The organism is Ciceribacter ferrooxidans, from assembly GCF_004137355.1.
GTDB lineage: Bacteria > Pseudomonadota > Alphaproteobacteria > Rhizobiales > Rhizobiaceae > Allorhizobium > Allorhizobium ferrooxidans.
In genome coordinates, this window is record NZ_SDVB01000191.1 from 102,816 (window position 1) to 124,312 (window position 21,497).

A 21,497-nucleotide genomic window follows, 5' to 3' on the forward strand; every position below is an offset into this window, starting at 1 on the left:
CTACAACAGGAGCCGTCTTCCACCGGCAGCCGCCGCGTCTGCCTCGTCATGGGTCACCATCAGAACCGGAAGCCTCTGGTCTTTGCCGTGGGCAAACACGAACTGGCGAATGTCCTCTCTAAGACCGTTGTCCAACGTCGAAAAAGGTTCATCGAGAAGCAGGGCATCGGGCCGGGCCAGCAAGGTGCGCATCAACGCCACACGCGCACGCTGTCCTCCGGACAGCGTCGCCGGATCCCGGTCTGCGAAACCATCAAGGCCGGCGCTTTTGAGGGCCTGCTCGACGCATCTCCTGCGTTCCTTACGTCCCTTGACGTTCGCGGAAAGGCCAAAGGCAAGGTTGTCGCCAACCGAGAGATGCGGGAACAGGAGATCGTCCTGAAACAGAATGCCGATCTTGCGCTTCTCTGCCGGCGTGTCGGTGATATCTCTTCCCCCGATGCGCACCGTGCCGCTCGCGCTGAAACCTCGGCCCAGATGTCCGCCGATGAAGGAGAGCAGCGTTGATTTGCCGATGCCGCTCCTGCCCATGATGGTGACGATCTCACCGGGAGCGACGGTCAGGCTCAGGTCCGAGATCAGCGATGACGGCGCGTCGGGTGCGGCTATCGAAATCTCTTCGAGTACGAGCTGGTTCATACTGTAACTCCGTTGAGTTCGCGGCGGTCGGCGTAGACCATTCCGGGAAGAGAGAAGGCGACGCCGTAGACGAGCAAGGGGACCAGGGCCTGAAGGGCTGCATAGACACCTATGATCCTGCGATCCCCGCCGGACGAGAGCGTTACCGCCTCGGTTGTGAGCGTGGCAATGCGGCCGGCTCCCAGAAAAAGCGTCGGCAGATATTGGGCGGCGCTTACGGCAAAGCCGATGGCTGTGGCGGCCAGCAGTGGACGCAGGAGAAGTGGGAGCTTCAGGCGGAACAGGGTTCTCAGCGGCGACGCGCCGAGCGCTGCCGCTGTTCGTACATAGCGGCGGTCCAGTGCTCGCCATGGATCGCTGAGCGCCAGCATCACGTAGGGAAAAACAAAAAGTGTGTGGCCCCAGAGAACTGCGGCCAGGGAGCCATCTATCCCCGCGCGCAGGAAAGTGACTTGAAGCCCGTAGAGGAAGCCGATCTGCGGCAGGAAAAGAGGCAGATAGAGCATGACCGGTGCACCAGGCAGAAGCCTGCGTCCACTCCGATCCTCGCCTTCGAGCCAGAGGATTGCCAGGAGGAGCGAAAGCAGGGTCGAACCGAAACCGAGGCCTGCGGTGTTGGCGAGTGCCTGGAGCCAGCCGCCGGCCGATTGCACCCAGATGGACGTCGTGAAGGATGAGGGCATTACATCCGGGAAGGACCAGCGCCAGGTGAACGACCATATGATCAAGGACAGGATGGCCGCAAAGCCGGCCGCCAGAAGCGCCAGGACGCAGACGGTCGCGAACCGGATCAACGGTTCGCTTTCAAGTCCCCTGCCGCCGCGCCGGATCACCGCTCGGCCCGCGGCGGCGACCAGCTTTTCGCTGAGCCACCAGCCCGATATTCCCGCAACGACTACAGCGATCTGAAGGATCGAGGCCGCGGCGCCCGGAAGCAGCAGATCGACGTCCGCCGCCATGAACCACCGCATGGCCGCGACGGAGAGGACCGGCGGATTTGAAGGCCCGAGAATGATCGCCATGTCGACGACGGAGAGGGCAAAGGCAAGCACGGCGTAAACCGGCAGTCGGATCTGGCGGTACACCTGGGGGAAGATGATCTTGATCCAGATGACGCCGTGGCCGTAGCCGAGCGCGCGTCCCGCGGCCAATTGCTGTCGGGCGGAGACCTGGTTGAGCGCGGCAATGATCACGAGAAGCAGAAAAGGGACTTCCTTGACCACGAGGCCGAGGACCAGCGACAGGCTCGCCGGGTCGTGGACCGTCGTGAAGCCGGGAGGTACGGTCCACGCCGTCGCCCAGGGACTGAAGAGCCGCGCCAGCCAGCCCGAAGGTGCAATCAGGAATGCGATCCCGATGGCCATCGCCGCATGGGGTGCGGCCAGTAGCGGAGAAAGTACGCGCTCGGCCCGCCATGCGCCCACGCGTCCATGCACGGATGCGCAAAAGGCGACGGCAAGTCCGAGCGACAACAGTGTGGACAGAAGCCCCGTGAACACTGTCAGACGAAGGCTGGTCCACACGCCGGGCAGGGCGGCAAGTGCAGTCCAGGCATTCAGGCTAAACCTGTCGGCGCCGATGGCAGGAAGGATCCCGAATGCCGGGAGTAGCGTCTCCCAGAAACCAAGGGCAATGGGAGTGACGAAGCCGCCACAAAGAATGGCGGCCCCACAGAACTGCAACCAGATGCCGGTGCGACTGCTCATTTCGTGTAGCGCTTTGCCCATTCCTCCGAAAGCCGGGTCATCCAGGATGCATGGGGCTCGAGTAAGGTTGCTCCCAGCTCGGCGTTGCCGGGCAGGGCAGGGGATGTCGGCAGAGAGGCAAAGAGAGCCTTCTGTTGTTCGTCCAGCGTGTTCTGATCCAGGACAGAGAAGCTGCCAAGGACGGATATATCCTGCGCATGGGCCTGTGTCGCAGGCTCCAGCAGGAAGTCTGCAACGACCTCCGCTCCTTCCTTGTGTGCCGCATTGAAGGGGATTGCGACGAAACTGATATTGCCGATGGTCCCACCGTCGAGCGAATAGGTGCGGATCGTGTCGGGCAATTGACCACCGGCGATTGCGGCAGCGGCGCTGGCCGGATCGAAAGACATCGACATGTCGATCTCTCCGTCGTTCAGCAACTGCTGCTGGGCGGAACCGTTCGCGGGGAACGTCGTTCCGGCCTGCCAGAGGTTCGGGCGCAATGCATCATACCAGGCCCAAAGCGGCGCGGATGCTGTCTCGAAGCTGGCATCGCTCACGGGGCTCTGCAAAACGCTGCGATCAGGTGCGAGTTCGATCAGGGCCTGTTTGAGAAACGTAGCGCCCATGAAATTGCTGACATCGGGGTGGGTAAAACGCCCAGGGTTCTCCCTCGCCCATTCGAGCAGCGTTTTCATCGACTTCGGTGGCGCCTGAACCCGCGCGGAATCATAGTTGAAAACGAATTTGGCGAGTCGCCAGGGCGATTCGTAACCCTCCACCGGGACCGTGAAATCCACCGATGCCGCGGAGTTCGTGCTAAGGTCGAGGAACCGTGCATTAGGCAGCCCCGCCACGAAGGGGCCATGCAGAAGTCCCTTTTCTTTCATCGAGAGAAAGTTGGGGCCGTTTATCCAGATCAGGTCGACGGACCCACCTTCCGTCTTGCCCGCTGCCTTCTCCGCGATAACGCGGGTTACGGCTTCTGCCGTATCGGTCAGCTTGACCTGTTGAATGGTCACTCCGTAGCGCGCCTTGACCTGTTCGCCCGCCCAGGAGATGAAGGCGTTGGTTCGCTCGTCTCCACCCCATGCGTTCCAATAGACGGTTTGGCCGCGCGCCTTGGTGAGCGTGTCGTCCCACTGGTCGTCGGCGAGGGCGCTCCCGGCGTGGATCAACAGTGCTGCGGTCACCAAAAGAACGTTCTTCATGAAGTCTCCCATGGAAAAGATAGGCGTATGGGCATTGGTCGCCGGAGCCGCTAAGTTCTTACATTCGTATCGATGTTTTTCTGCGTGAAGGCGACCCATCCCTGATGCCAGCGGGTCACCGTCGTCATCAGGCACATCAGGGCGTAGAAAAATGCGATAAGCGGAAAATGATCTGGCCAGAGGCACATCGCGACGAAGACGGCGATCGTTTCCGCCCCCTCTGCAAGCCCGCCCAGATAATAGATGCCCTTTTGCGGGTAGTCCGCGGCGGTCAATCCGCGCTTCTCGGCAATGACGGCGAATGCGAGGAAGCTCGACCCCGTTCCCATGAACGATGAAACCAGGATTGCCGCGGGCAGGGCATTCACGGCCGGATCGGCGATTGCGAAGCCGATCGGTATCGCGGCGTAAAAGAAGAAGTCGAAGGCAATATCGATGAACGCACCCCGGTCTGTCGGCCCGGCCGCCCGTGCAACCGCTCCGTCAAGACCATCGAACAGCCGATTGAGCAAGATGGCGAGAAGTGCCTGATGGTACAGGCCGAATGCCAGGAGCGGAACGGCCGACAATCCGATAGCGAAGCCCGAAAGGCTTATGACATTCGCGTGAATTCCGTGCTTGACTACCTGGTTTGCGACCGGCTGCAGGATCCGTTTTTGCAGAGGCAGGACGTGGCGATCGATCATGCCCGCTCTCCGCGCATGTGGCGGTGGAAGGTTTCCAGAAACGATTGCACGCGGCGAGAGACGTGGGCGCGTCGCCACTCGCCGGCGACATACTTGTTGGCCTCGGCGAGCGTCGGGTAGGTATGGATGGTGGACAGGATCTTGTTTAGGCCGAGCCCGTGCTTCATGGCCAGCACGAATTCTGCGAGAAGGTCGCCGGCATGTTCGCCGACGATGGTCACCCCGAGCAGAGTGTCCTTGCCGGGGACGGTCAACACCTTGACGAAGCCGTGCGCCGTTCCATCGGCGATCGCCCGGTCGAGGTCATCGATGCCGTAGCGAGTCACTTCGAAGGGAATGCCTTGTTCCCGAGCTTCTTGCTCGTTCAGGCCGACGCGGGCCACTTCCGGATCAAGGAATGTGGTCCACGGAATGACCCGGTAGTCGGCCTTGAACTTCTTGAACGTGCCAAACAGCGCGTTGACCGCGGCAAACCAGGCCTGGTGTCCCGCCGTGTGGGTGAACTGGTACGGGCCCGCGACATCGCCGGCGGCCAGGATGTTCGGGTAGATCGTTTCCAGATAGGCGTTCGTCTCGACCGTCCGACCGACCGGTATTCCGAGCTCCTCCAAGCCAAAGCCTTTCAGGCGGGGCGACCTGCCGACGGCGCAGATCAGTTCATCGAACGCGACCCGCCGCCGCTCCCCATCCTTCTCGACAATGAGAGCCCTTTCACCGTCACGGACTTCGCAGGAAAGCGCCTTGTGCCCCGTGAGGACGCAAACGCCATCGTTCTGCAGTGCCTCGAGCGCATAGTTCGACACATCGTCGTCCTCGCGGACGAGCAGTCTCGGCGCCATTTCGATCTGTGTCACGCTGGACCCGAGACGGGCGAAGCTCTGGGCGAGCTCACAGCCGATGGGGCCTCCACCCAGCACCACCAGCCGTTCTGGCGGGACGTCGAGGTCGGCAAATCGTTCCCACAGGGTGTCGGAGGTCAGGTAGCCGACCTCGACAATGCCCGGGAGCGGCGGGACGAACGGACTGGCGCCGGTTGCGATGATGATGGCTCGTGTGGTGAGCACCTGGACCTCGCCGTCCGGGTGGGTGATTTCAACTGTCCACGGATCCTTGATGCGCGCATGACCGCGCAGCACCTCGACGCCGAGCCCTTCGTATCGCTCGACGCTGTCGTGTGGCGCGACTTCTGCGATGACATCGTGAATTCGCCGCATGACGCGCCGAAAGGAAAAGGCCGGTTCGGTCGCCAACAGACCATACTGATCGGCGTTGCGTATCTGCTTGGCGAGCTTGGCGCTTCTGATGAGGGCCTTGCTCGGCACGCAGCCGTAGTTCAGGCAGTCACCGCCCATCTTGTGGGCTTCGACGAGCGTGACCTTGGCCTTGACGGCTGCGCCGATATAGGCACTGACGAGGCCGGCCGCGCCGGCTCCGATGACGACCAGATTGCGATCGAAGCTTTTGGGTTTGCGCCATCGGCTATAGACCTTGCGCCGCTTCCAAAAGGCGAGCGTCAGCCTGGCGATCCAGGGAAAGACGCCGATCAGGGCGAACGAGGCGAGGATGCCCGGCGACAGGACATCACCGGCATTGTCGATTTGCGCCAATTGTGTTCCCGCGTTCACGTACACGGCGGTCGCCGGCAGCATGCCCAACTGGCTGACCCAGTAGAAGGTCCGGGCGCGAACGGGGGTCAGGCCCATGACCAGGTTCACGACAAAGAAGGGGAACACGGGAATGAGGCGCAGCGTGAACAGAAAGAATGCGCCGTCCTTCTTGAGGCCATCGTTGAACCTTGCAAGACGGGAACCGTAGCGTCGCTGCACGGCATCGTGAAGAAGAAGCCTGGACACAAGAAAGGCGAGGAGCGCGCCGAGGCTCGAGGCAAAGGAGACGATCAGCAATCCGCCCCAGAAACCGAAAAGCGCACCGCCGGCCAAGGTCATCAACGTGCCGGCAGGTACGGAAAACGCAGCAACGGCGACATAGATGCCGAAGTACAGAAGGGCCGAACTCAGCGGCTTGTCTTCGACGGTCGCGGTGAGGAAGGCCATGTTTGCCTTCAGCTCGGGCAGGGAGGGGATGTGTTCCCTGCCATAGACGTAGACGATGCCCGTGACGATCCCTGTGAGGGCGACAGCAATTGCGCGTTTCAAGTTCCACCCCGGTGAAAGAGTCTTCATGCCCTTTGGTCGTGGAACCAGGCGTAATCTTACAGCCGGCGGAACTCAGTCCTGCTTTTTCGGGCGTTCGTCCTGCCCCGCTCCGGAGCAATAGAAGCGCGACATCTGCCGCAGGTCGCGAACCTGAGACGTGAAGTTGCGGCAGCCGGAGCACATCGCGATGTGTGCCTTCAGCTTGAGACGCTCCATCATCGTCAGCTCCCGGTCCATCGCCTGCGAGGCGAGCGCGGTTGCCGTCCAGCAATTCAGCATTCGGCGGTCTCCTTTGCGAACCAGTGGCTTTCAAGGCAACCGCGCAGGCGGAGCCTTGCCCTGTGAAGCATGACATTCAGGTTCGAGACCGTGATGTCGGCTTCGGCGCATATCTCTGTCGTCGCCATGTCGAGGAATTCGCGCATCATGAAAATTCGCCCCTGCTGAGCGGGCAGGTGATTGAGGCAAGCGTCGAACACGCGCCAGAACTCCTTGCCAAGCAGTTCGTCTTCCGGGTTTCCCCAATCCGTCGGCCGATCCTCCGGTCGCCACATGCCGCGGCGATCGAAGAGCTCCGTTGTCTCTTCGTCGTCAGATTCAACGTTCAGGAGGGGCTGGATTTCGGCTCGCCGTTGACGTTGCCGGATCATGTCGACGATCTTGTTCTTCAGGATTGCGAAAACCCAGGTTCGCAGGGCGGAGCGACCGCCGAAGGACGTGGCATTGCGCAGTGCGCCGGTGAGTGCCTCCTGAACTGCGTCTTCCGCGGCGATCGGATCCGAAAGCTGCAGGGTCGCGAACTTCAGCATCTGAGCACGAAGATCAGTGAGAAACGCAGGGTCGTCGAAAGTACCGGCAGCCAGATTCATCATTCCCCCATGCGCTTCATCTCGATACGCACCGCACTGTATGTTGCGACACAATACGGCACTGCGTAGTTCAAGACTACGTGAGGCCACGACGGGTTGTCTCCGGACAATACGGCTCCTCCTTGATTGATGAGATTGAGGACCGTGCCGACAAAGAGCGAGATCCGAACCGCATTCATCACGATGGAACGCTGCAAGGCCACAGTGAAGAATTTCTGCATTTTTGGGACCCTGCCTCGTTCAGCCCTGGCGGAAACGCTTTATGAAATTGCGATCGATCCAGTCTTTCCAGCGCCAGACCCATCTCCCGGCAGCTCCGAGACCACCCCACGAGAGGATTGCCTTGTCCGGTCCCGACACCAACAGATAGAGGGACCGTCGTCTGAGCCTGTAGGGTCGAAGGGATCGATCCTTGGCTGCCGCGATCAGGTTGTGCGCCAGTATCGGTCCGGCGCGCACCGCATGGACACCGGATCTCGTCGTGGCGTCGTCCAAGCGGGCAGACACGTCTCCCGCCGCAAAAACATTCCGATGCGATACGCTTTTGTGAAAGCTGTCGACCGCAACAAAGCCGTTGTCGCTGAGACCGAGCCGTGATTGGGCCAGAAATGCCGACGGACGGGCCCCCGTCGCGGCGATCACGAAATCCGCCTCTACCAGTTCGCCGCCCGGCAAGAGCACGCCGTCTTCAACGCCTGCCGCCCTTTCGTGCAGGATCGTGATCCCGGACATCTCGAGCGCAGACTGCATGCGTCGCCGGACCATCGAGTTATGGCCGGAGAGCAAACCGGAGTTCCCCGTAACCAATGTGACCGAGCATTCCCCGTCAGCTGCCGAGAGCGCCGTCTTCACGGCAACTGACAACTCGGCGCCGGCTGCTCCGCCTCCCACCACGACGAGGCGTGAGCGTTCGCGCCCTGCGAGCTGTTTGAAGGCCCTTCGCCACCGTTCACAAAACTGCTCGACCGGCTTCACGGTCAGCAATCTGTCGGACAGGCTCGCCAGCCATTCGATGTTGGTCTCGCTGCCGGTATCGAGCGACAACAGATCGTATTCGAGATGTCGGCCATCTCCCAGACACAGGAGGTTCCGGTCGGCGTTCATTGCTGTGACCTGGTCCAGGATCAAGTGCACACCAGCCTGTGTTGCCAGAGGACGCAAGTCCACGCGGCAGTCATCGTCACCGTAACGTCCCATGATCCAGCCGGGGAGCATGCCCGAGTAGTATTGCCATCGAGACGGGGTTACCAGCGTAACGTCGAGCGTGGCCTCACGCCGCTTCGCCAGGGCCTCCAGCACGATCAGATGGGCGTGGCCGCCGCCGACAAGAACCAACCGCATGGCCGTCAAATAAAGTGCTTCGCAAGGAGCGCCCGCGCCTTGCCGCTTCGTGTGTTGTCGGAAAGATCATCCTTGGATACGTAGAGGAACGTCGTGCGGCCACCAAGGAACGGCGAACCGGCACCCTGATCCATACCGAGAACGCTTCCCGCGACACCGAGGCCTTCAAGCAGGCGTTCTATCTCCGGCCTGATCTGCGTATAGGGGCGGAGCGCCGCGAACAGGATCGGCAGGGACGGATTTGCCTGCCGGACAATCTTGAGAACGTCCGCTGCGCCGGCGGTGATCGATGATGAGACGGCAAGCGAAATGACTGCCCCGACGCAGGAGCGCGCCTGTCCGGCAAGATCATCAATGTTGTCGGGTCGCTGGACCGAATACCCGCCCAGCTCCAGCCACGGTTTCATCTCACTGACGAGGAAGGGATGGGGCCTCGCCAGCAATACCTGTCTGCTCATGACCTATTTCTCTCCCAAGATGGTTTAGTTGCATCTGACAGGTCATTTGTCGTGAGAGGTCGGCGTTTCTTACACGCCGATCAGGAAAACATGTGGCGGAGTTTCTTGCTCGCCGCGGTGGAAAGGGGGCCGGTGGCGCATTCGGCTGTTCGATGCCCCCCGCATGGGCGCGGTTCACAGTCTTGCCGCTATTCTGAATACTGGCTCGACAAGAGGGCATCCCGGAGACGACGGCGACCGGCCGCTATGTCGGTGGTCAATAGGTTACGGTGACGACGATCGTATCGGTATAGGTGCCGGGTGCCGGTGTGCTTTGCACGGGCACCCTTCCGTAGACGCCGATGTTTTCCGTAAGGCCGGTCCCCGTGCCTGTTACGAGATCGCCCCCCGAACTGCCCCATGGCTGCGACCGCGCCGCATCCTTGTAGAGGCCATAAGTGACGTATGCGCCGCCCAGTGTCATCCGCCGCGCCGTAGGTCCGGTGCCGGTCAGGCCGTTGTCGAGCGAAATCGTGTAGGCCGTGCCGGCCGTACAGGTTGCGGCGACGTTGCCGGTGGCGTCCACTGCCGTGTCGAGCACACCCTGGCTTCCGAAGTCGATGTCCTGTGCGCTGACCAGGCAGTTCGGGTTGACCGTCGCCTGCACCGTGAAGCTTGGTCTGGTCGTATTGCCGGTCACGGTCGAGCAATCGGGCGGACTGCCGATGATGAGATAGGTGGCGTAGTTGAAGCTTACCTCGGCGCCGGAAAAGGTGGAGGTGTAGGTGCCGGTCGGAGCCGTTTGCTGGTTCGCCAGCACGCGTCCGTAAATGGTTCTGGTCTGCTCCACGGTACCCAGGAGTTGGGTGAAATCGATCGCTACGGGCGAGCCGAGGCTCGGCATCTCTCGCGAGCCCCAGGGGGTGGTTCGGGCGGCGTCGCTGTAGAGATTGTAGTCGAGCTGATCGAGTGTGGTGTTCAGCATATGACGCGTGCCGGATGTCGAACCGCCTGATCCTGCATTGATGTTCAGACAGACCCGGACGTTTGTCAAAATGCCGCTGAAGCAGCTTGCCGTGACCGTACCGCTGGAATCGGCGGCCGCTCCGGAGAGGGAATCGACACTCCCGAAGTTCACGTCGGAGACGGAGAATGAGCAGGTCTGCGCCAGAGCGGGGAAGGGCGCCGTCGAGAGTAGGCATGCGAGAACCGGAGCACGTAGCGACATCCCGAACCTCATTGGGTTGCCCGACAGACGACGTCGGGAATGGTGACCTGTTCGCCGGCCTTCGGGCGGAAGCCGAATTCCGCGACGCATGGAGTGCCGTCCGACCTGCTGATGGTTACCCGGTTATGCGCCGTCAGATGTGTCAGAAAGGCTTGCCCGTCATAGCCGACGAAGAAGTCCTCGCCGCTCTCCTCGACACGGCCCGTGGAGCCGATCTCGATGTAGGAGCCGCCTTCATCGCGCAGCGTGACGAGGGCTGCGGCCGCCTGGGTCTCGACATCGAAACGGATTACGGTCCCGCTGCGGTCTGCGGGGATCGTCGTGCTTTTCGTTTCGGCGACCACGGCGTCGACCGGCAGATTGGTGGGATCGATCGTCACACGGTTCGGCTCGTAGGAGCGCAGATTCGGCAATAGAAGCTTGCCCCTGCCGTTGCTTCGTCCGGCCGGCCTGTTCTCGTAGAGGACATCGACTCCCGGAGCGCCCGTATCGATGACGGCAAAAGCGTCGTCGATCCTGTTGGAGAGGAAAACGTCGCCGCCTGCAAAGACGATGGCTCCGTCGACCTGCCCTGTCGCCTGCAGGTGTTCGCCGTGCTGTGCGGCGCCCGCTTCGAAACGGGCGGTCTCCGTGCGATAGGTGACGGTGGCGGAACGATGGGTCCGCGTTCCTTCCGAATTGCGCAACCGCCAGCCGAGACTGCCGCTCTCGGTGCCGGCGGACTTTGCGATGTCGGCGGTGAAGGCGCTACCATCCGATCCTGACGATACGCTCGCCGCGCCGTAGATATCCTTGCCGAGTTGCACCGACAGGCCGGCGAAGATGCCGAAGGAACCCCGGTCCGCGAGATCGGTGAAACCGCTGGCGAAGAACGAGACGCGATTGTTGATCTGCCGGCTGTAAGAGAGGCCGACGAGCTGTGAGCGGTCTCCGTCGACGGTCTCCACGTTGGTAAAGCTCAGATTGAGCGTCGAGGGGTCGAAGCTCAGGGGAACGGAAAGAGCGATCTGGTCGAGCGCACGAGGCGGCGAGGCTCGAAACCTTTCCTCGGGCGTTGCCGGACCGAAGGTGATCGCGGCGATGTCGTCGTAGTCGCCGAACGTGTGCTGGCTGCGGGCGTAGAGACGCCAGTCTCCGAATTCCATTTCGACGCTTCCGGCGAGCTGGAAGCCTGCCCTGTCTCCATAGCTGCTGGCAGACCCGGCAAGCGAGGCTACGCCGTAGGAGCCCAGTCCGAACGCAGCGCCGCCGCCACCGTTCAGGAGCCCGCCCCCGCCTTCTGCGTGGGCCTCGACCGTCAGCCAGTCGTCGACGCCGTAGCGCAACGTGCCCGACCCCACGAGATCGCTGCTGTAGTCATTGGATTCCGTTCCGTAGAAGCGCCGCGCATAGCCGGCCTCCAGCGAGTAGTCCGCCAGCCCCGTTGCGAGCAGGTTGGAGGAAGCAAAGAACGGCGTGTCGGACGTCGTCTCCCGCCCGAGCGCATCGCGTACCACGAGACGTGCCATGCCGGCTCCGGTGACGACCGGCAGATTGATGATTTCGAAGGGCCCTTCCGGAATAGTTTCGCTGAGGCGGCGTGCGTTGTCGACGTAGACGTCGACCGTTGAGGGGACGGCGGCCGATCCCGAGAGCTGCGGCAGCGGCATCGTCACGAGGTCCGGCCGCAGCCCGAAATTACGCTTTACCTGGACACCGCCCATGCGGATCGGTCGGGTCCAGCCGAGGCCGCCGGTGATGAGATCGCCGACCTGATAGGTCGTCATCGTGTCGGGGTCCGAATACGACCAGTTCGTTTCCAGGCGGGTCGAGTCGTAGCGATCATCCGTCGAGGTGCTCAGCAACTGCGAACTCGACAAAACCCCGTAAGGGCTGAAGACGCGCCCCTCTAACCAGCCGGAAAGGCCCTGGAAATCCCAGATTTTCCCTGCATCGCCTCCTCCGGTATTGCCGTAGATCGTGTAGTTGATGAGCCCTCCGAAGCTGCTGTCCGCCTTCTCCTCCCCCGGGTCGCTTCTCGTAGGCCTGTGGGCGTCGATGATGCGCGCGGATATGCTGTCGAACTGGACATCGAAATAGATGGCCTGCAATGTCGCATCATAGCGGTAGGTGACCCCAGGCAGTTTCGAGATGTCGACCAGGCCGTCGGCCCGGACGGCCTCAGCTGCCGGGATGATCCCGACATTGCGGAGCTGGTCAGGGGCGATCGCGAGTGCTCCATCGTCGTCGCGTATGAAGCCGGCGATCAGCCTGGTCGACCGCCCGTTGACGAAGACCTCCAGCTGCAGGTCGAGGGGTGCGGCAAGCGACGTATCCGTGTCGACACCGGTACCGGCCGGCGGCAGCCGCTGGGCACGCGCCCGGGAGGCGCTGGGGTCGACGGCGAGTGAAACAGACAGCGAGAACAGAATGCTAGCCGCCCCGCATGCGCGCTTGCGCATTCAGGCGCCCTCCTTCACTGTCGGCGCTGATCGTCACGGTTCCTCCGGAGGGGCCGCTTTTTGCGGGCACGAACCAGGCGACCGAGGACTTTCCGAGCACGTAACCGACAAGCCCCCCGCGGCGGGCGAGCGTTCTTCCCTTGCTACTCAGGACGAGGTTGGAGACCCGCAGGCGCTGAGTTCCATCGTTGCGAACCGTCACGACATAGCCTCCACGCCCCCGCTCGATTGTCCACGATGTGGCTGGAGAGGAGTCGGGCGGCGTGAAGAAGACCGGAATAGAGTGCCGCACGACGAGATTCACCACGCCCGCCTGCCGTCTCGATGGTTCGGGAAGCTCGTCGACAATGAGACGGTAGCTTTCCTCCCTACCGATCGCCCTCTTGGATGTGCGGACGACGCGGATCAGATTCTCGCCTCCCGGATTGAGGGCGATGATCGGCGGGCTCGCGGCGACGTCGTTCGTCGGCGTATAGACGTCCTCCCCGTCCTTCTGGTCCCAGCGGAAGACCCGGACCTGCACGTGGATCGCACGCGGTGCGTCGTTCCAGACGCGGATGGTCGAGGCGGCCTGCGGGACCTTCATGTCGAGGATGACCGGCGCGACCCGTAACGACGCGGCGTGCGACGACGGACCGAAGAGGATGAAAGTTGTCAGGCATACGATGAGCGAGATGATCGGCTGCATAATTCCTCCCAACACGATCAAGGGCACTGGGTCCGAGATGGCTCGGCACCGTGCCCCGATATCACGCGTCAATATCGCGCGTGGTTTCAGTAGGTCACGGTCACCGTAATCGTGTCCGAGTAGGTACCCGCCGCCGGGGTCGACTGGGCAGGCACCTGGCCGTAGACGGTGTAGACCTGCGACGCGCCTGTTCCGGTGCCGGAGACGGTGTCCGTTCCGATCGTTTCACCCCAGACGGTGGTGTGGGCGGCATCCGAGTAGAGGGAGTATGTGACGGTCGCAGACGCCGGCCCGGTCATCCTGCGCGAAGCCACGGTCGCCCCTGCGCCGAGGCCGGCGTTCAGACCCACATTATAGGTCGTCCCGTTCGTGCACTGGACAGTGATTTCGCTGGTTCCTGTCGTAGCAGACGACAGAACACCGGAGGCACCGAAGTCGAGCGTGGTGGCAGAGTTGATCAGGCATTCGGCAGTGATCTGGATCTGCACAGTAAAGCTGTCAGTTGTCGTTTGCGCTTCTGCGGGGCAGGTCAACAACGGCACACCGGCGAGAAACGCGAAGGCAGTCGAGAAGCTGAGACGCATCTGACCTCCGAATCATTTTCAGTAGCATAACATGGTTATAATATAATAATATATAAAATATTAATATATAGCCTGTGAGGGGACCTCCGGCTGATCCATCGCTGTCCATCTTCCTGTGTGCTCCGCGTTGAACTCGCTTCTTGCTGATGAGGCGATGCTTCTGGCGGACGTAAATCCGACGATACTATTCACTGTAGTCGGGCCGCCAAGAACGCGATCCAAGCGAAGCGTCTGGCGAACCATACGTCTTTGGGAAGGTCAGCTTTGCCGGATCAAATACACCACGCCGACTTTAATCCGGACGACAGGAGAAGAAGGTGCTCGGGACCACCCGCGCTGCCGGCCGTCTGCAGCTTCACGGTGAGTGAGAACTAAAGTAGAGTTTATTGATGTACGTCATGGAAGCAGTGGTGCTTCGAGGAGAACGTGAAGCGTATCGGAGATCCGATTGCACCGATCGAAACCTGACACTTCGGAGCGATGGCGATGGAATACGAACTCGACCTGGACGCGGCGCATGTCGTCGAATGGCTAAAGCGGGAGGTTGCATCGGCCGGGAAGCCCCGATTTGAGATAGACGCGAGCAAGATGTTCTTCACCGACGATGCCGGCGGTCAGCTTGAGGCTATCGCTGAGACCGACGACCTCCAAGCCCTTTCCACCGTCGGGATTCTGGAAGTGAAGCCATTGGTGGACAGCGGCGGACACTGGCTGCTGCGGATCAGGATTGAAGACGTCCTCGGGAGCGGCCTGCCTGAGGGAGGAACGGTATCCGACGAGTCGGAGGAGATGACCCTCCAGGGTTTCGAAGAGGATTTCGTGAAACCTGATCGGGGAACGGCCCAAGTGACGGTCGAGCTGGAAACCGATCAGGACCGGCAGAAGTTCGAACGGTTTCTGAGCGATGTTCAGACGGACAGACATGCATCTTGACGAGGTTACGGAGGATCTCATGTTCGGACTCGAACCGGAAAGGATACGCAAGATCGTCGATGAGCTGCGTGGGCGTCTGTCGGGGGAAAGCCGCCTCGGGAGTCGGTTCAAGGCCGATGGCCTTTCGCTGGAAGGCGACGGAACGCTGATCTTCGAAGCGGAAGTGGATGGTGTTGCCCAGAAGAAGCTCGCGCTCGAGATTGCTGCAGCGATGCCCGACGTCGTTGCCACTGTCGACCGCGTCCGAGTGAAGCCGGCATCGCCCATGGGAGACGCCGAGATTCTCGCCCGTCTGCGGCGCGAATACGCGGAAGATCCGGCTCTTGCGAGTCTGAACGTCGAGGAGATCAGGGGCGGGCACTGCGAGACGATTTCGAAGTCGCCGGATGCCCATGGCGACATCGACTACGAGGTCGTTGACGGGGTTGTCACCTTGAACGGCTCCGTGCCAGGCCTGACCATCAAGCGCTACATCGGCCTGCTCGCGTGGTGGGTGCCGGGGTCGCGTGACGTCATAAACGGAATTGTCGCCGGGGACGACGACGAGGACAGTGCCGACAGGATCGCTGAGGCGGTCCGGCTTGCATTGGAAAAGGACCCTTACGTCGATGCGGCACAGGTCAAGGTCGGTGTTCGCAACCGGACCGTCCGCCTCACCGGCTATTTGCCGAGCGACGACCAACGGCGCATGGCGGAGAATGACGCCTGGTACATATTCGGTGTCGACGAAGTCGTGAACGAGATCGCAGTCGGACCGTAGGTTACCCTGCCGATCGACATTTTGTCTCGGCGCTTCCGGGCGAGGGCAAAAAAGCGACATCGTCGGGACCGGGCGAAGCCCGTTCGCGTGCGAACGAAATGCAGAGCGACGTCTCCAGAATTCGCGACCGGCGGGATGTCCTCCAACGCAAGTGAGGACATCCCGGACCGCCTTTTATTGCACCGGTGGCAGTATCCGCAGCAGCGGCGGGATCGTCTCGCGCGGCTTCGGAGTCGTCTGGCCCGGAACCGGTTCCACCGGCCGGAAAAGCGGCACGCAGCGCTCGCGTCTGGCGTCCCAGCGCGTGTTGCGGGGGCAGACGCAGGCCTGCTGCTTCGCGCTCCAGGTCCGGCCGCCCGTGCAGGCCGGAGGCTTGGTGGTCGGCGGTACGACGATGTCGCCGGGCCGTCCGCAGGTCAGGCTTCCGACCCGCCGGATCTGCCAGCCCTGGCGGGAGAGGGACGCGGCACGGTCCGGGTCGATCTGCTTCCACCCGCGCGGGCAGTTTTCGGTCGTCGCCTGCGGGCGGGCACAATAGAGCACCTGCTCGCCACTGCGGCGCACGACCACTTCGAAGCCCGCGGGTATCCGGCTGCGGCTCGGATAAGCCTTGTAACCGGTCGGGCAGACGAGTTGCGGCGGGCGGGCACAGTAGAGGACTTGCCCGCCACTGCGGCGTGCGACCACCTCCCAGCCCTTCGGTATCCGGTTCTGGTTCTGGAAGGCCTGATAGCCCGACGGACAGCTGACCGGTTGCGGGCGAGCGCAGAAGAGCACTTGGCCGCCACGTTCCCGACGCACCACCTCGGAATTCGGCGGGATCTGGTCCTTGTTGCGATAGGCGGTGTAGCCGGAGGGACATGTGAGCGGGGCAGGGGCGACACCGCACAGGATCGTCCGGCCGCCACGACTGACGGCCGTGATCCTCCACCCTTGCGCCCGCAGGGCGTCGGCGCGGGCGGGGTCCACCGGTGTCTGGCCTGCCTTGCAGACCGGCGGCGGCACGACGGGCTCACGGACGGCGACCGTCGCGCAGGCATTGTCGTTTGCCGCATTGGCATCCCCCTCGCCCCAGGAGGCGAAGAGCCGGCGGACGAGTGCCGTGTCGATCACGCCGGTTTCAGACAGTCCGGCGCTTCGCTGGAAATCGGCAATCGCCTTGCGCGTCCTGCTGCCGGCCTGTCCGTCGGCCTCGCCCGCGGCAAACCCGAGCTGGTTCAGCGCCTGCTGGACCGCCGTGACGAGTGTCGTCTCGTTCCAGTCGAGACGGGCGCAGTTGCGTGCCGATCCCGAACCGGTGCGGACCGGCTCGAGCGCCAGGGCGAGCGTGCGCGACTCTCCCGGCCTGAGGGTCGTGCGGGGATAACTGCAGAGGAACGTTCCGCGGCTTTCCCGGCACGTCCAGGGCGAAGGCTCGAAGCCGGCGAGCCTTGCGCTTCCGGGCGTAAAGACGTCGCTGACTCTGAGCGGCCCGACATAGGTCGTGCGGCTGGCATTGGTGACGGTGACCAGGAAGTCGCATGGCGAACCGGCGACACAAGTATCGCGACCGGCCGACTTGCTGACTGCGAGATCCGCAGCCGCGACATTTGCCGGCGGTGGGGGTGTGGGCGGAGAAGGCGGCGGCGAGGGCGGGGTCGTCGGCTCCTGCGGCTGCAGGATCATGATCGTGCTGGTGTGACGGTCATTCTCCGGCTTGTGGTCCTTCACCTGCGTGTCGGGCCACAGCAGCTCCTTGCGATGGACGATACGGCGGTGGGGGAAATCGGCCGGGATGTCGAGCGTCATGTGGATGTCGGCCGCGGCACCCGGCTTCAGAACCATCTCCCTGCTGTCGCATTCGTAGCGTCCGGTTCCCCTCACCCGGCAGGTGAGACCGGAGGTACGGCTCTCGATGCTGCTGATCGTGACGCCGGGATCGAGCGTGCCGCGCAGGCCGGCGGCACCCTTGAACAGCCGTCCGCCGCGGTTCTCGATCCTGACGTCGATCGGGCAGGACGTTCCGAGCTCGCAGGTGGTCGCGCCCCAGGGCGCGAGGTCGGCGGCAAGCACCGGCACGGTAACGCAGACCGGTCCGTCATTGGCGGCATTGTCGTCGCCGGTATAGGTCGATCCGATGTACCAGTCCGGCGGTGGTGCGTCCCAGTTCATTGCCGCGCAGTTCTCGACCACGTCGCCGGCGACGGGATCAGGCAGGCGAACATTGAGAGACGTTTCCTGCGTCGTTCCGGGTGGAACGACGGCGCCGGCCGTCACGCAGGTTACGGTGTCCGGCATCGCGGTGTTGCAGGTGAAGACACCGCCGGTAACCCCCTCCAGCGTCGAGCCGGCGGGCATCTCGTCGGTGAAGGTCATCAGCCCGACAAAGGGCGCCGGTCCGTGACTGGTGACGCCGATCGTGAAATCGCAGGCGCCGCCCTCGTAGCATTCGGCCGGGCCGGTTTTGGCGATTTCCAGATCGAAGCCTTCGTCGGCGAGCGTCGGGACGCAGGTTCCGTCGCTGTTTTCCGGGGCACCGTCTGCCGGGTTGTCGTTCGGAGGCATGCCGGGTGCGGCCCAGTCGAAGGTGATGCAGTTGAACATCGGATCGGCCGGCGCCGGATCCGGGATTGCGACCGTGAGGGTCAGGTCGCGGGTGTCGCCCGGATGGAGCGTGTGCGGACCGCCGTTGAGCGTGCAGCGGATCGGCAGTCCCGCGATGCAGGTCCACTCGGGATTGGCGGAAACCAGTGTAACGCCTGGCTCCTGCGTATCTTCGACGACCACCTGGCCGGTATAGTCGTCCGGCCCGCTGTTGGAGACGGTGATGTGATAGGTGCAGTCGCCGCCGGCATCGCAGTGAGCCGGCCCTTGTTTGGCGAGGGAAAGATCGAAGAAGCCTGCGCCGTCGAGCACGTTGACCGTGAAGCAGGCAAGGTCGGGGTGCAGGTCAGCGGGGCCGTCGTTCGCGGCCATGCCGCCCCAGTTGATCTCGGCACAGTTCTCAATGGTGCCGCCGGCAATGCCGTCCGGCAACTTCATGCGGACGAAGATGTGGACTATCCCGCCGACAGGAAGAGCCAAGTCGGGCGTCTGGCAGAGGATATCGTTGCCGCTCGGAGCACAGGTGACCGTGCCGGGGTCGAAACCGGCGGCAACGAATGTCGCTCCGGCCGGGAGCGGGTCGCGTACGGCGATCACGCCGTCGAACGCGCCGGGGCCGTGATTGACGACCTGGACCAGGAATGTGCAATCGGCATTCTCGGTGCAGTTGGCAGGCCCTTCCTTGGTGATGCCGAGGTCGAAGCCGTCGGTCACCGGCGTATCGACGCAGTCCTCGTCATTGCCGTCCCCCGGTCCGTCATCCGTTCCCATCTCGAACCAGTCGATAGCGGCGCAGTTCTCGACCGTCGGGCCGGGAATGTCGGCCGGCAGCAGCAGGTTGACCTCGATTGCCGCGGTGGCGCCGGGCGCGAGCAGCGCAAAGGCGTTGGTGATGCACGAGAAGGACCCTCCGCCGGGGACGCAGTTCCAGCCGGGCGACGTGGAGGCGAGGGTTGCCCCTGCGGGCATCGTGTCGGTGATCGCCAGCGGGCCGACATAGGCGATCGGCCCGAGGTTGCGGATCGTCACCGTGTAGGTGCATTCGACCCCTTCCTGGCATTCTGCGGGTCCCGTCTTGCGGATCGCCAGATCGGTCTCGATCGGCCAGGGCGGTGGCGGGAACCAGCCGTCCTCGGGCGGCGGGGCGGGCAGCCAGCCTTCCGGCGGCAGACCTTCCGGCCAAGCGGAGGCGATCTCTTCTTCGGTGGTTGCGGCAGGCGGCGCGCCGCCTTCGTTCATGGCTCCTCCGGCGCCCGGCAGCGGCTGGAAGACTGCAACGTCGCCGACCTTGGTCGCATCGTTGCGCTGCAGGTCCGTTGCGATGGCATTGCCTGCCGCGTCGGTGTTGACATTCGCATCGACCATGAATGCGCTGTCCGGGCCTTCCGGCGGCGAGGCGGGCCCCGGCGACGGATAGGGCTGGAAGGCGGTGACCGGCTCGAAGGCCTCATAGGGCTGGGAAGAGCGGCCCTCGATGCCGGTCACCTGAGAGGAGTCGGTGTGTTCGCCGACGCTGCCGTCGAGGCAGAGTCCGCGTGGCGAGCAAAGGCCGTCTCCGCTCATCCAGGCGAAGCTGTCGGGCTGTGCCTGGTCTGTCTGCCAATTCGGGCCGTAGCCGGGTCCGAAGGACACGCCGCCAGCGGCGTTCGCGCGCATATAGGGCGGGCCGTCCTCGCTGCGATCGTAGTAGCCGACGTCGTAGCGTCCGGCTCCGCGCCAGGAACCTGCTTCGGTCAGCTCGTAGCGCAGGACGCGCGACTCATGCGGATAGGCGAAGGCGTCGTCGGCGGCGAGGCCGAGATTGCGCATGCCGCCACGTTCGGCAACAAGCATCACGGTCTGATCGCCAACGACCGGGAAGGCGATATCGGAAACCGGGTGGCTGCGGCCCGCCCGGGCGATGGCTTCCGGCGAGCGGAAGAAATCTGGCAGGAAGAACTCCCGGCGCACGCTGCCGCCGTCGAAACTGCCGTCCGCGGCGATGCCGACCGACCAGATCGCATTGCGTCGGTCGTCGTCTTCGGCAGCGGCATAGTCGGGATTGCCGAGCCCCTGGCTTCCCCACACTGCGTAGTAGAGCCGCGCGGAACCTGTCCCCGCTTCCATGCGGACGCCGAGGCCCCAGATCCGGCGGCGGAAGTCGGCGAGGTTCCAGCAGGAGGGAGTGCGGGAGAAGTCGCCGCTCGAGCAATCGGAAACATGGGCCGAGGTGGCCGGGTCGAAGGAAACCTCCGAGAGCGAGCGGAATTCACCCGTCGGCACGTCGAGAAAGCCCGTCCGTCCTGCGACGCCGTGGTCGAAGGTGCCGAGATCGGCACCGTCGGTGAGTCGCAGCCGGTGGATCATGCCCGTCTCGAGGTCGGAAACGTAAAGCTGCCGGTTTTCCGGATCGAAGGCGATGTTGCCGAGGGCTGCCCCGGAATTCGCCCGCCCGTTGAGAGCGATCTCGGCGAAGACCTGCGGTCGGTAGCCATTCGCGGCATCGAGCTTCCAGACGGTGCCGGGGCCGCCGCCGGCACCCCACATGCCCGTCATCCAGCCGGAATTGTCGGCATTGCGGTGCAGGCCGAAGGCCGCCGTCGCGGTCAGGTAGATGTTTGGCGGTGTGGCATCGTCGAGCGCAACGCCGAAGACCTGGCCGATGTCGCCGGCAGTGACGGCCGCGCGCTGGCTCTCGTTGAACCAGTGTGCGCCGATCGGCGGGCCGCCCGGCTGCCGCAGGTCGAGGATGCTGGCCGAGGCCCCGTTCGTGTCGATGATCCGGCGGCCGGCGTCATCGACGGTTCCGGAGAAGCGTGTGACGACGGCCTCTCCCACTTGCAATGCCTCCTGTGCCGCGACGTGGGATGTCGTCAGGCCCGCAGAACTGATCGCGAGCGTCGCGATGAAACGAAGGGCACGCCGCCAAGGCGAGATCCAGCGGACACGCGCTGAGGTGCATGCATCGGGTTGGGGCCGCACATGGAAACTTCCAGGACGATACCCGTCCTTTGCGCAGGATGCCGTCTTCGGTACCATCTGCCATTCCTCCCTCTGGCACATGCGTGAGCGTCAGCTTTGCCGGCTCCGGTGTCCCGGCAGCATCTGTAGAAGATCGTGTTCCCTGACGCCCCTCGCTTTCGCAATCGCTAAAGTATATCGGATGGTTGTCTGCGACGTTTTGATGCAAGTCAACCGGGAACACCGCCATGTGCGGGTGGCGCCGCTTGTTGTCCGGTTCGCCACGTTTTGTCGGCCATCCGACAAGATCGTCGTC

Annotated in this window: 17 protein-coding genes; 2 read left to right on the forward strand and 15 right to left on the reverse strand. The window is 63.3% G+C overall.

The genetic code is table 11. The features are described from left to right. From EUU22_RS08535 to EUU22_RS08600, 14 genes are all read right to left on the reverse strand, one after another. Window positions 1-639: an ATP-binding cassette domain-containing protein gene (locus EUU22_RS08535; RefSeq protein ID WP_129331595.1), complete on the reverse strand. Its 639-nt coding sequence runs from the start codon at window positions 637-639 to the stop codon at window positions 1-3. Continuing rightward, window positions 636-2,345: an ABC transporter permease gene (locus EUU22_RS08540; protein WP_129331596.1), complete on the reverse strand. Its 1,710-nt coding sequence runs from the start codon at window positions 2,343-2,345 to the stop codon at window positions 636-638. The genes EUU22_RS08535 and EUU22_RS08540 overlap by 4 nt, the downstream gene beginning before the upstream one ends. After that, the gene (locus EUU22_RS08545; RefSeq protein ID WP_129331597.1) at window positions 2,342-3,535 is read right to left on the reverse strand and encodes an ABC transporter substrate-binding protein; all 1,194 of its coding nucleotides are present in this window, start codon (window positions 3,533-3,535) and stop codon (window positions 2,342-2,344) included. Before EUU22_RS08545 ends, EUU22_RS08540 begins: the two co-directional genes overlap by 4 nt. Window positions 3,536-3,585: 50 nt before the next feature. Further along, complete coding sequence (locus EUU22_RS08550) at window positions 3,586-4,221, reverse strand: CDP-alcohol phosphatidyltransferase family protein (RefSeq protein ID WP_129331598.1); 636 nt, start codon at window positions 4,219-4,221, stop codon at window positions 3,586-3,588. Next, window positions 4,218-6,377, reverse strand: coding sequence for a dihydrolipoyl dehydrogenase family protein (locus EUU22_RS08555; RefSeq protein WP_129331731.1), 2,160 nt, complete (start codon window positions 6,375-6,377; stop codon window positions 4,218-4,220). The genes EUU22_RS08550 and EUU22_RS08555 overlap by 4 nt, the downstream gene beginning before the upstream one ends. Window positions 6,378-6,449: 72 nt before the next feature. Further along, window positions 6,450-6,656 (reverse strand): zf-HC2 domain-containing protein, encoded by a 207-nt coding sequence (locus EUU22_RS08560; RefSeq protein ID WP_129331599.1) that lies wholly within the window; start codon window positions 6,654-6,656, stop codon window positions 6,450-6,452. Next, a complete protein-coding gene (locus EUU22_RS08565; protein WP_129331600.1) occupies window positions 6,650-7,249 on the reverse strand; it encodes an RNA polymerase factor sigma-70 in 600 nt (199 codons plus the stop codon). Before EUU22_RS08565 ends, EUU22_RS08560 begins: the two co-directional genes overlap by 7 nt. Continuing rightward, window positions 7,246-7,467: a nitrate/nitrite transporter NrtS gene (nrtS, locus tag EUU22_RS08570; RefSeq protein WP_129331601.1), complete on the reverse strand. Its 222-nt coding sequence runs from the start codon at window positions 7,465-7,467 to the stop codon at window positions 7,246-7,248. The genes EUU22_RS08565 and nrtS overlap by 4 nt, the downstream gene beginning before the upstream one ends. 19 nt (window positions 7,468-7,486) lie before the next feature. After that, window positions 7,487-8,587, reverse strand: coding sequence for an FAD-dependent oxidoreductase (locus EUU22_RS08575; RefSeq protein ID WP_129331602.1), 1,101 nt, complete (start codon window positions 8,585-8,587; stop codon window positions 7,487-7,489). Window positions 8,588-8,592: 5 nt separating this feature from the next. Continuing rightward, window positions 8,593-9,045, reverse strand: coding sequence for a hypothetical protein (locus EUU22_RS08580; protein WP_129331603.1), 453 nt, complete (start codon window positions 9,043-9,045; stop codon window positions 8,593-8,595). 256 nt (window positions 9,046-9,301) lie between these two features. Continuing rightward, the gene (locus EUU22_RS08585; RefSeq protein WP_129331604.1) at window positions 9,302-10,252 is read right to left on the reverse strand and encodes a Csu type fimbrial protein; all 951 of its coding nucleotides are present in this window, start codon (window positions 10,250-10,252) and stop codon (window positions 9,302-9,304) included. An 8-nt stretch (window positions 10,253-10,260) separates the two neighbouring features. Next, window positions 10,261-12,693 carry a fimbria/pilus outer membrane usher protein gene (locus EUU22_RS08590; RefSeq protein WP_129331605.1) on the reverse strand — a complete coding sequence of 811 codons (2,433 nt, stop codon included), beginning with the start codon at window positions 12,691-12,693 and terminating at the stop codon, window positions 10,261-10,263. Further along, the gene (locus tag EUU22_RS08595) at window positions 12,665-13,381 is read right to left on the reverse strand and encodes a fimbrial biogenesis chaperone (RefSeq protein WP_129331606.1); all 717 of its coding nucleotides are present in this window, start codon (window positions 13,379-13,381) and stop codon (window positions 12,665-12,667) included. Before EUU22_RS08595 ends, EUU22_RS08590 begins: the two co-directional genes overlap by 29 nt. An 86-nt stretch (window positions 13,382-13,467) precedes the next feature. Continuing rightward, entirely contained in the window at window positions 13,468-13,965 is a 498-nt protein-coding gene (locus tag EUU22_RS08600; protein WP_129331607.1) for a Csu type fimbrial protein, read from the reverse strand. 486 nt (window positions 13,966-14,451) lie between these two features. On the opposite strand from EUU22_RS08600, the gene EUU22_RS08605 reads away from it, so the two are divergent. Together EUU22_RS08605 and EUU22_RS08610 are read left to right on the forward strand one after the other, a co-directional pair. Next, window positions 14,452-14,898, forward strand: a complete 447-nt coding sequence (locus EUU22_RS08605; RefSeq protein WP_129331608.1) for a hypothetical protein — start codon at window positions 14,452-14,454, stop codon at window positions 14,896-14,898. Between the two features lie 19 nt (window positions 14,899-14,917). Further along, on the forward strand, window positions 14,918-15,658 hold the full coding sequence (locus tag EUU22_RS08610) for a BON domain-containing protein (protein ID WP_165351119.1): 741 nt from the start codon (window positions 14,918-14,920) through the stop codon (window positions 15,656-15,658). Window positions 15,659-15,832: 174 nt separating this feature from the next. Here EUU22_RS08610 and EUU22_RS08615 read toward each other — a convergent pair whose 3' ends face one another. Continuing rightward, window positions 15,833-21,058, reverse strand: coding sequence for a peptidoglycan-binding protein (locus EUU22_RS08615; RefSeq protein WP_165351120.1), 5,226 nt, complete (start codon window positions 21,056-21,058; stop codon window positions 15,833-15,835). Window positions 21,059-21,497 lie beyond the last annotated feature (439 nt).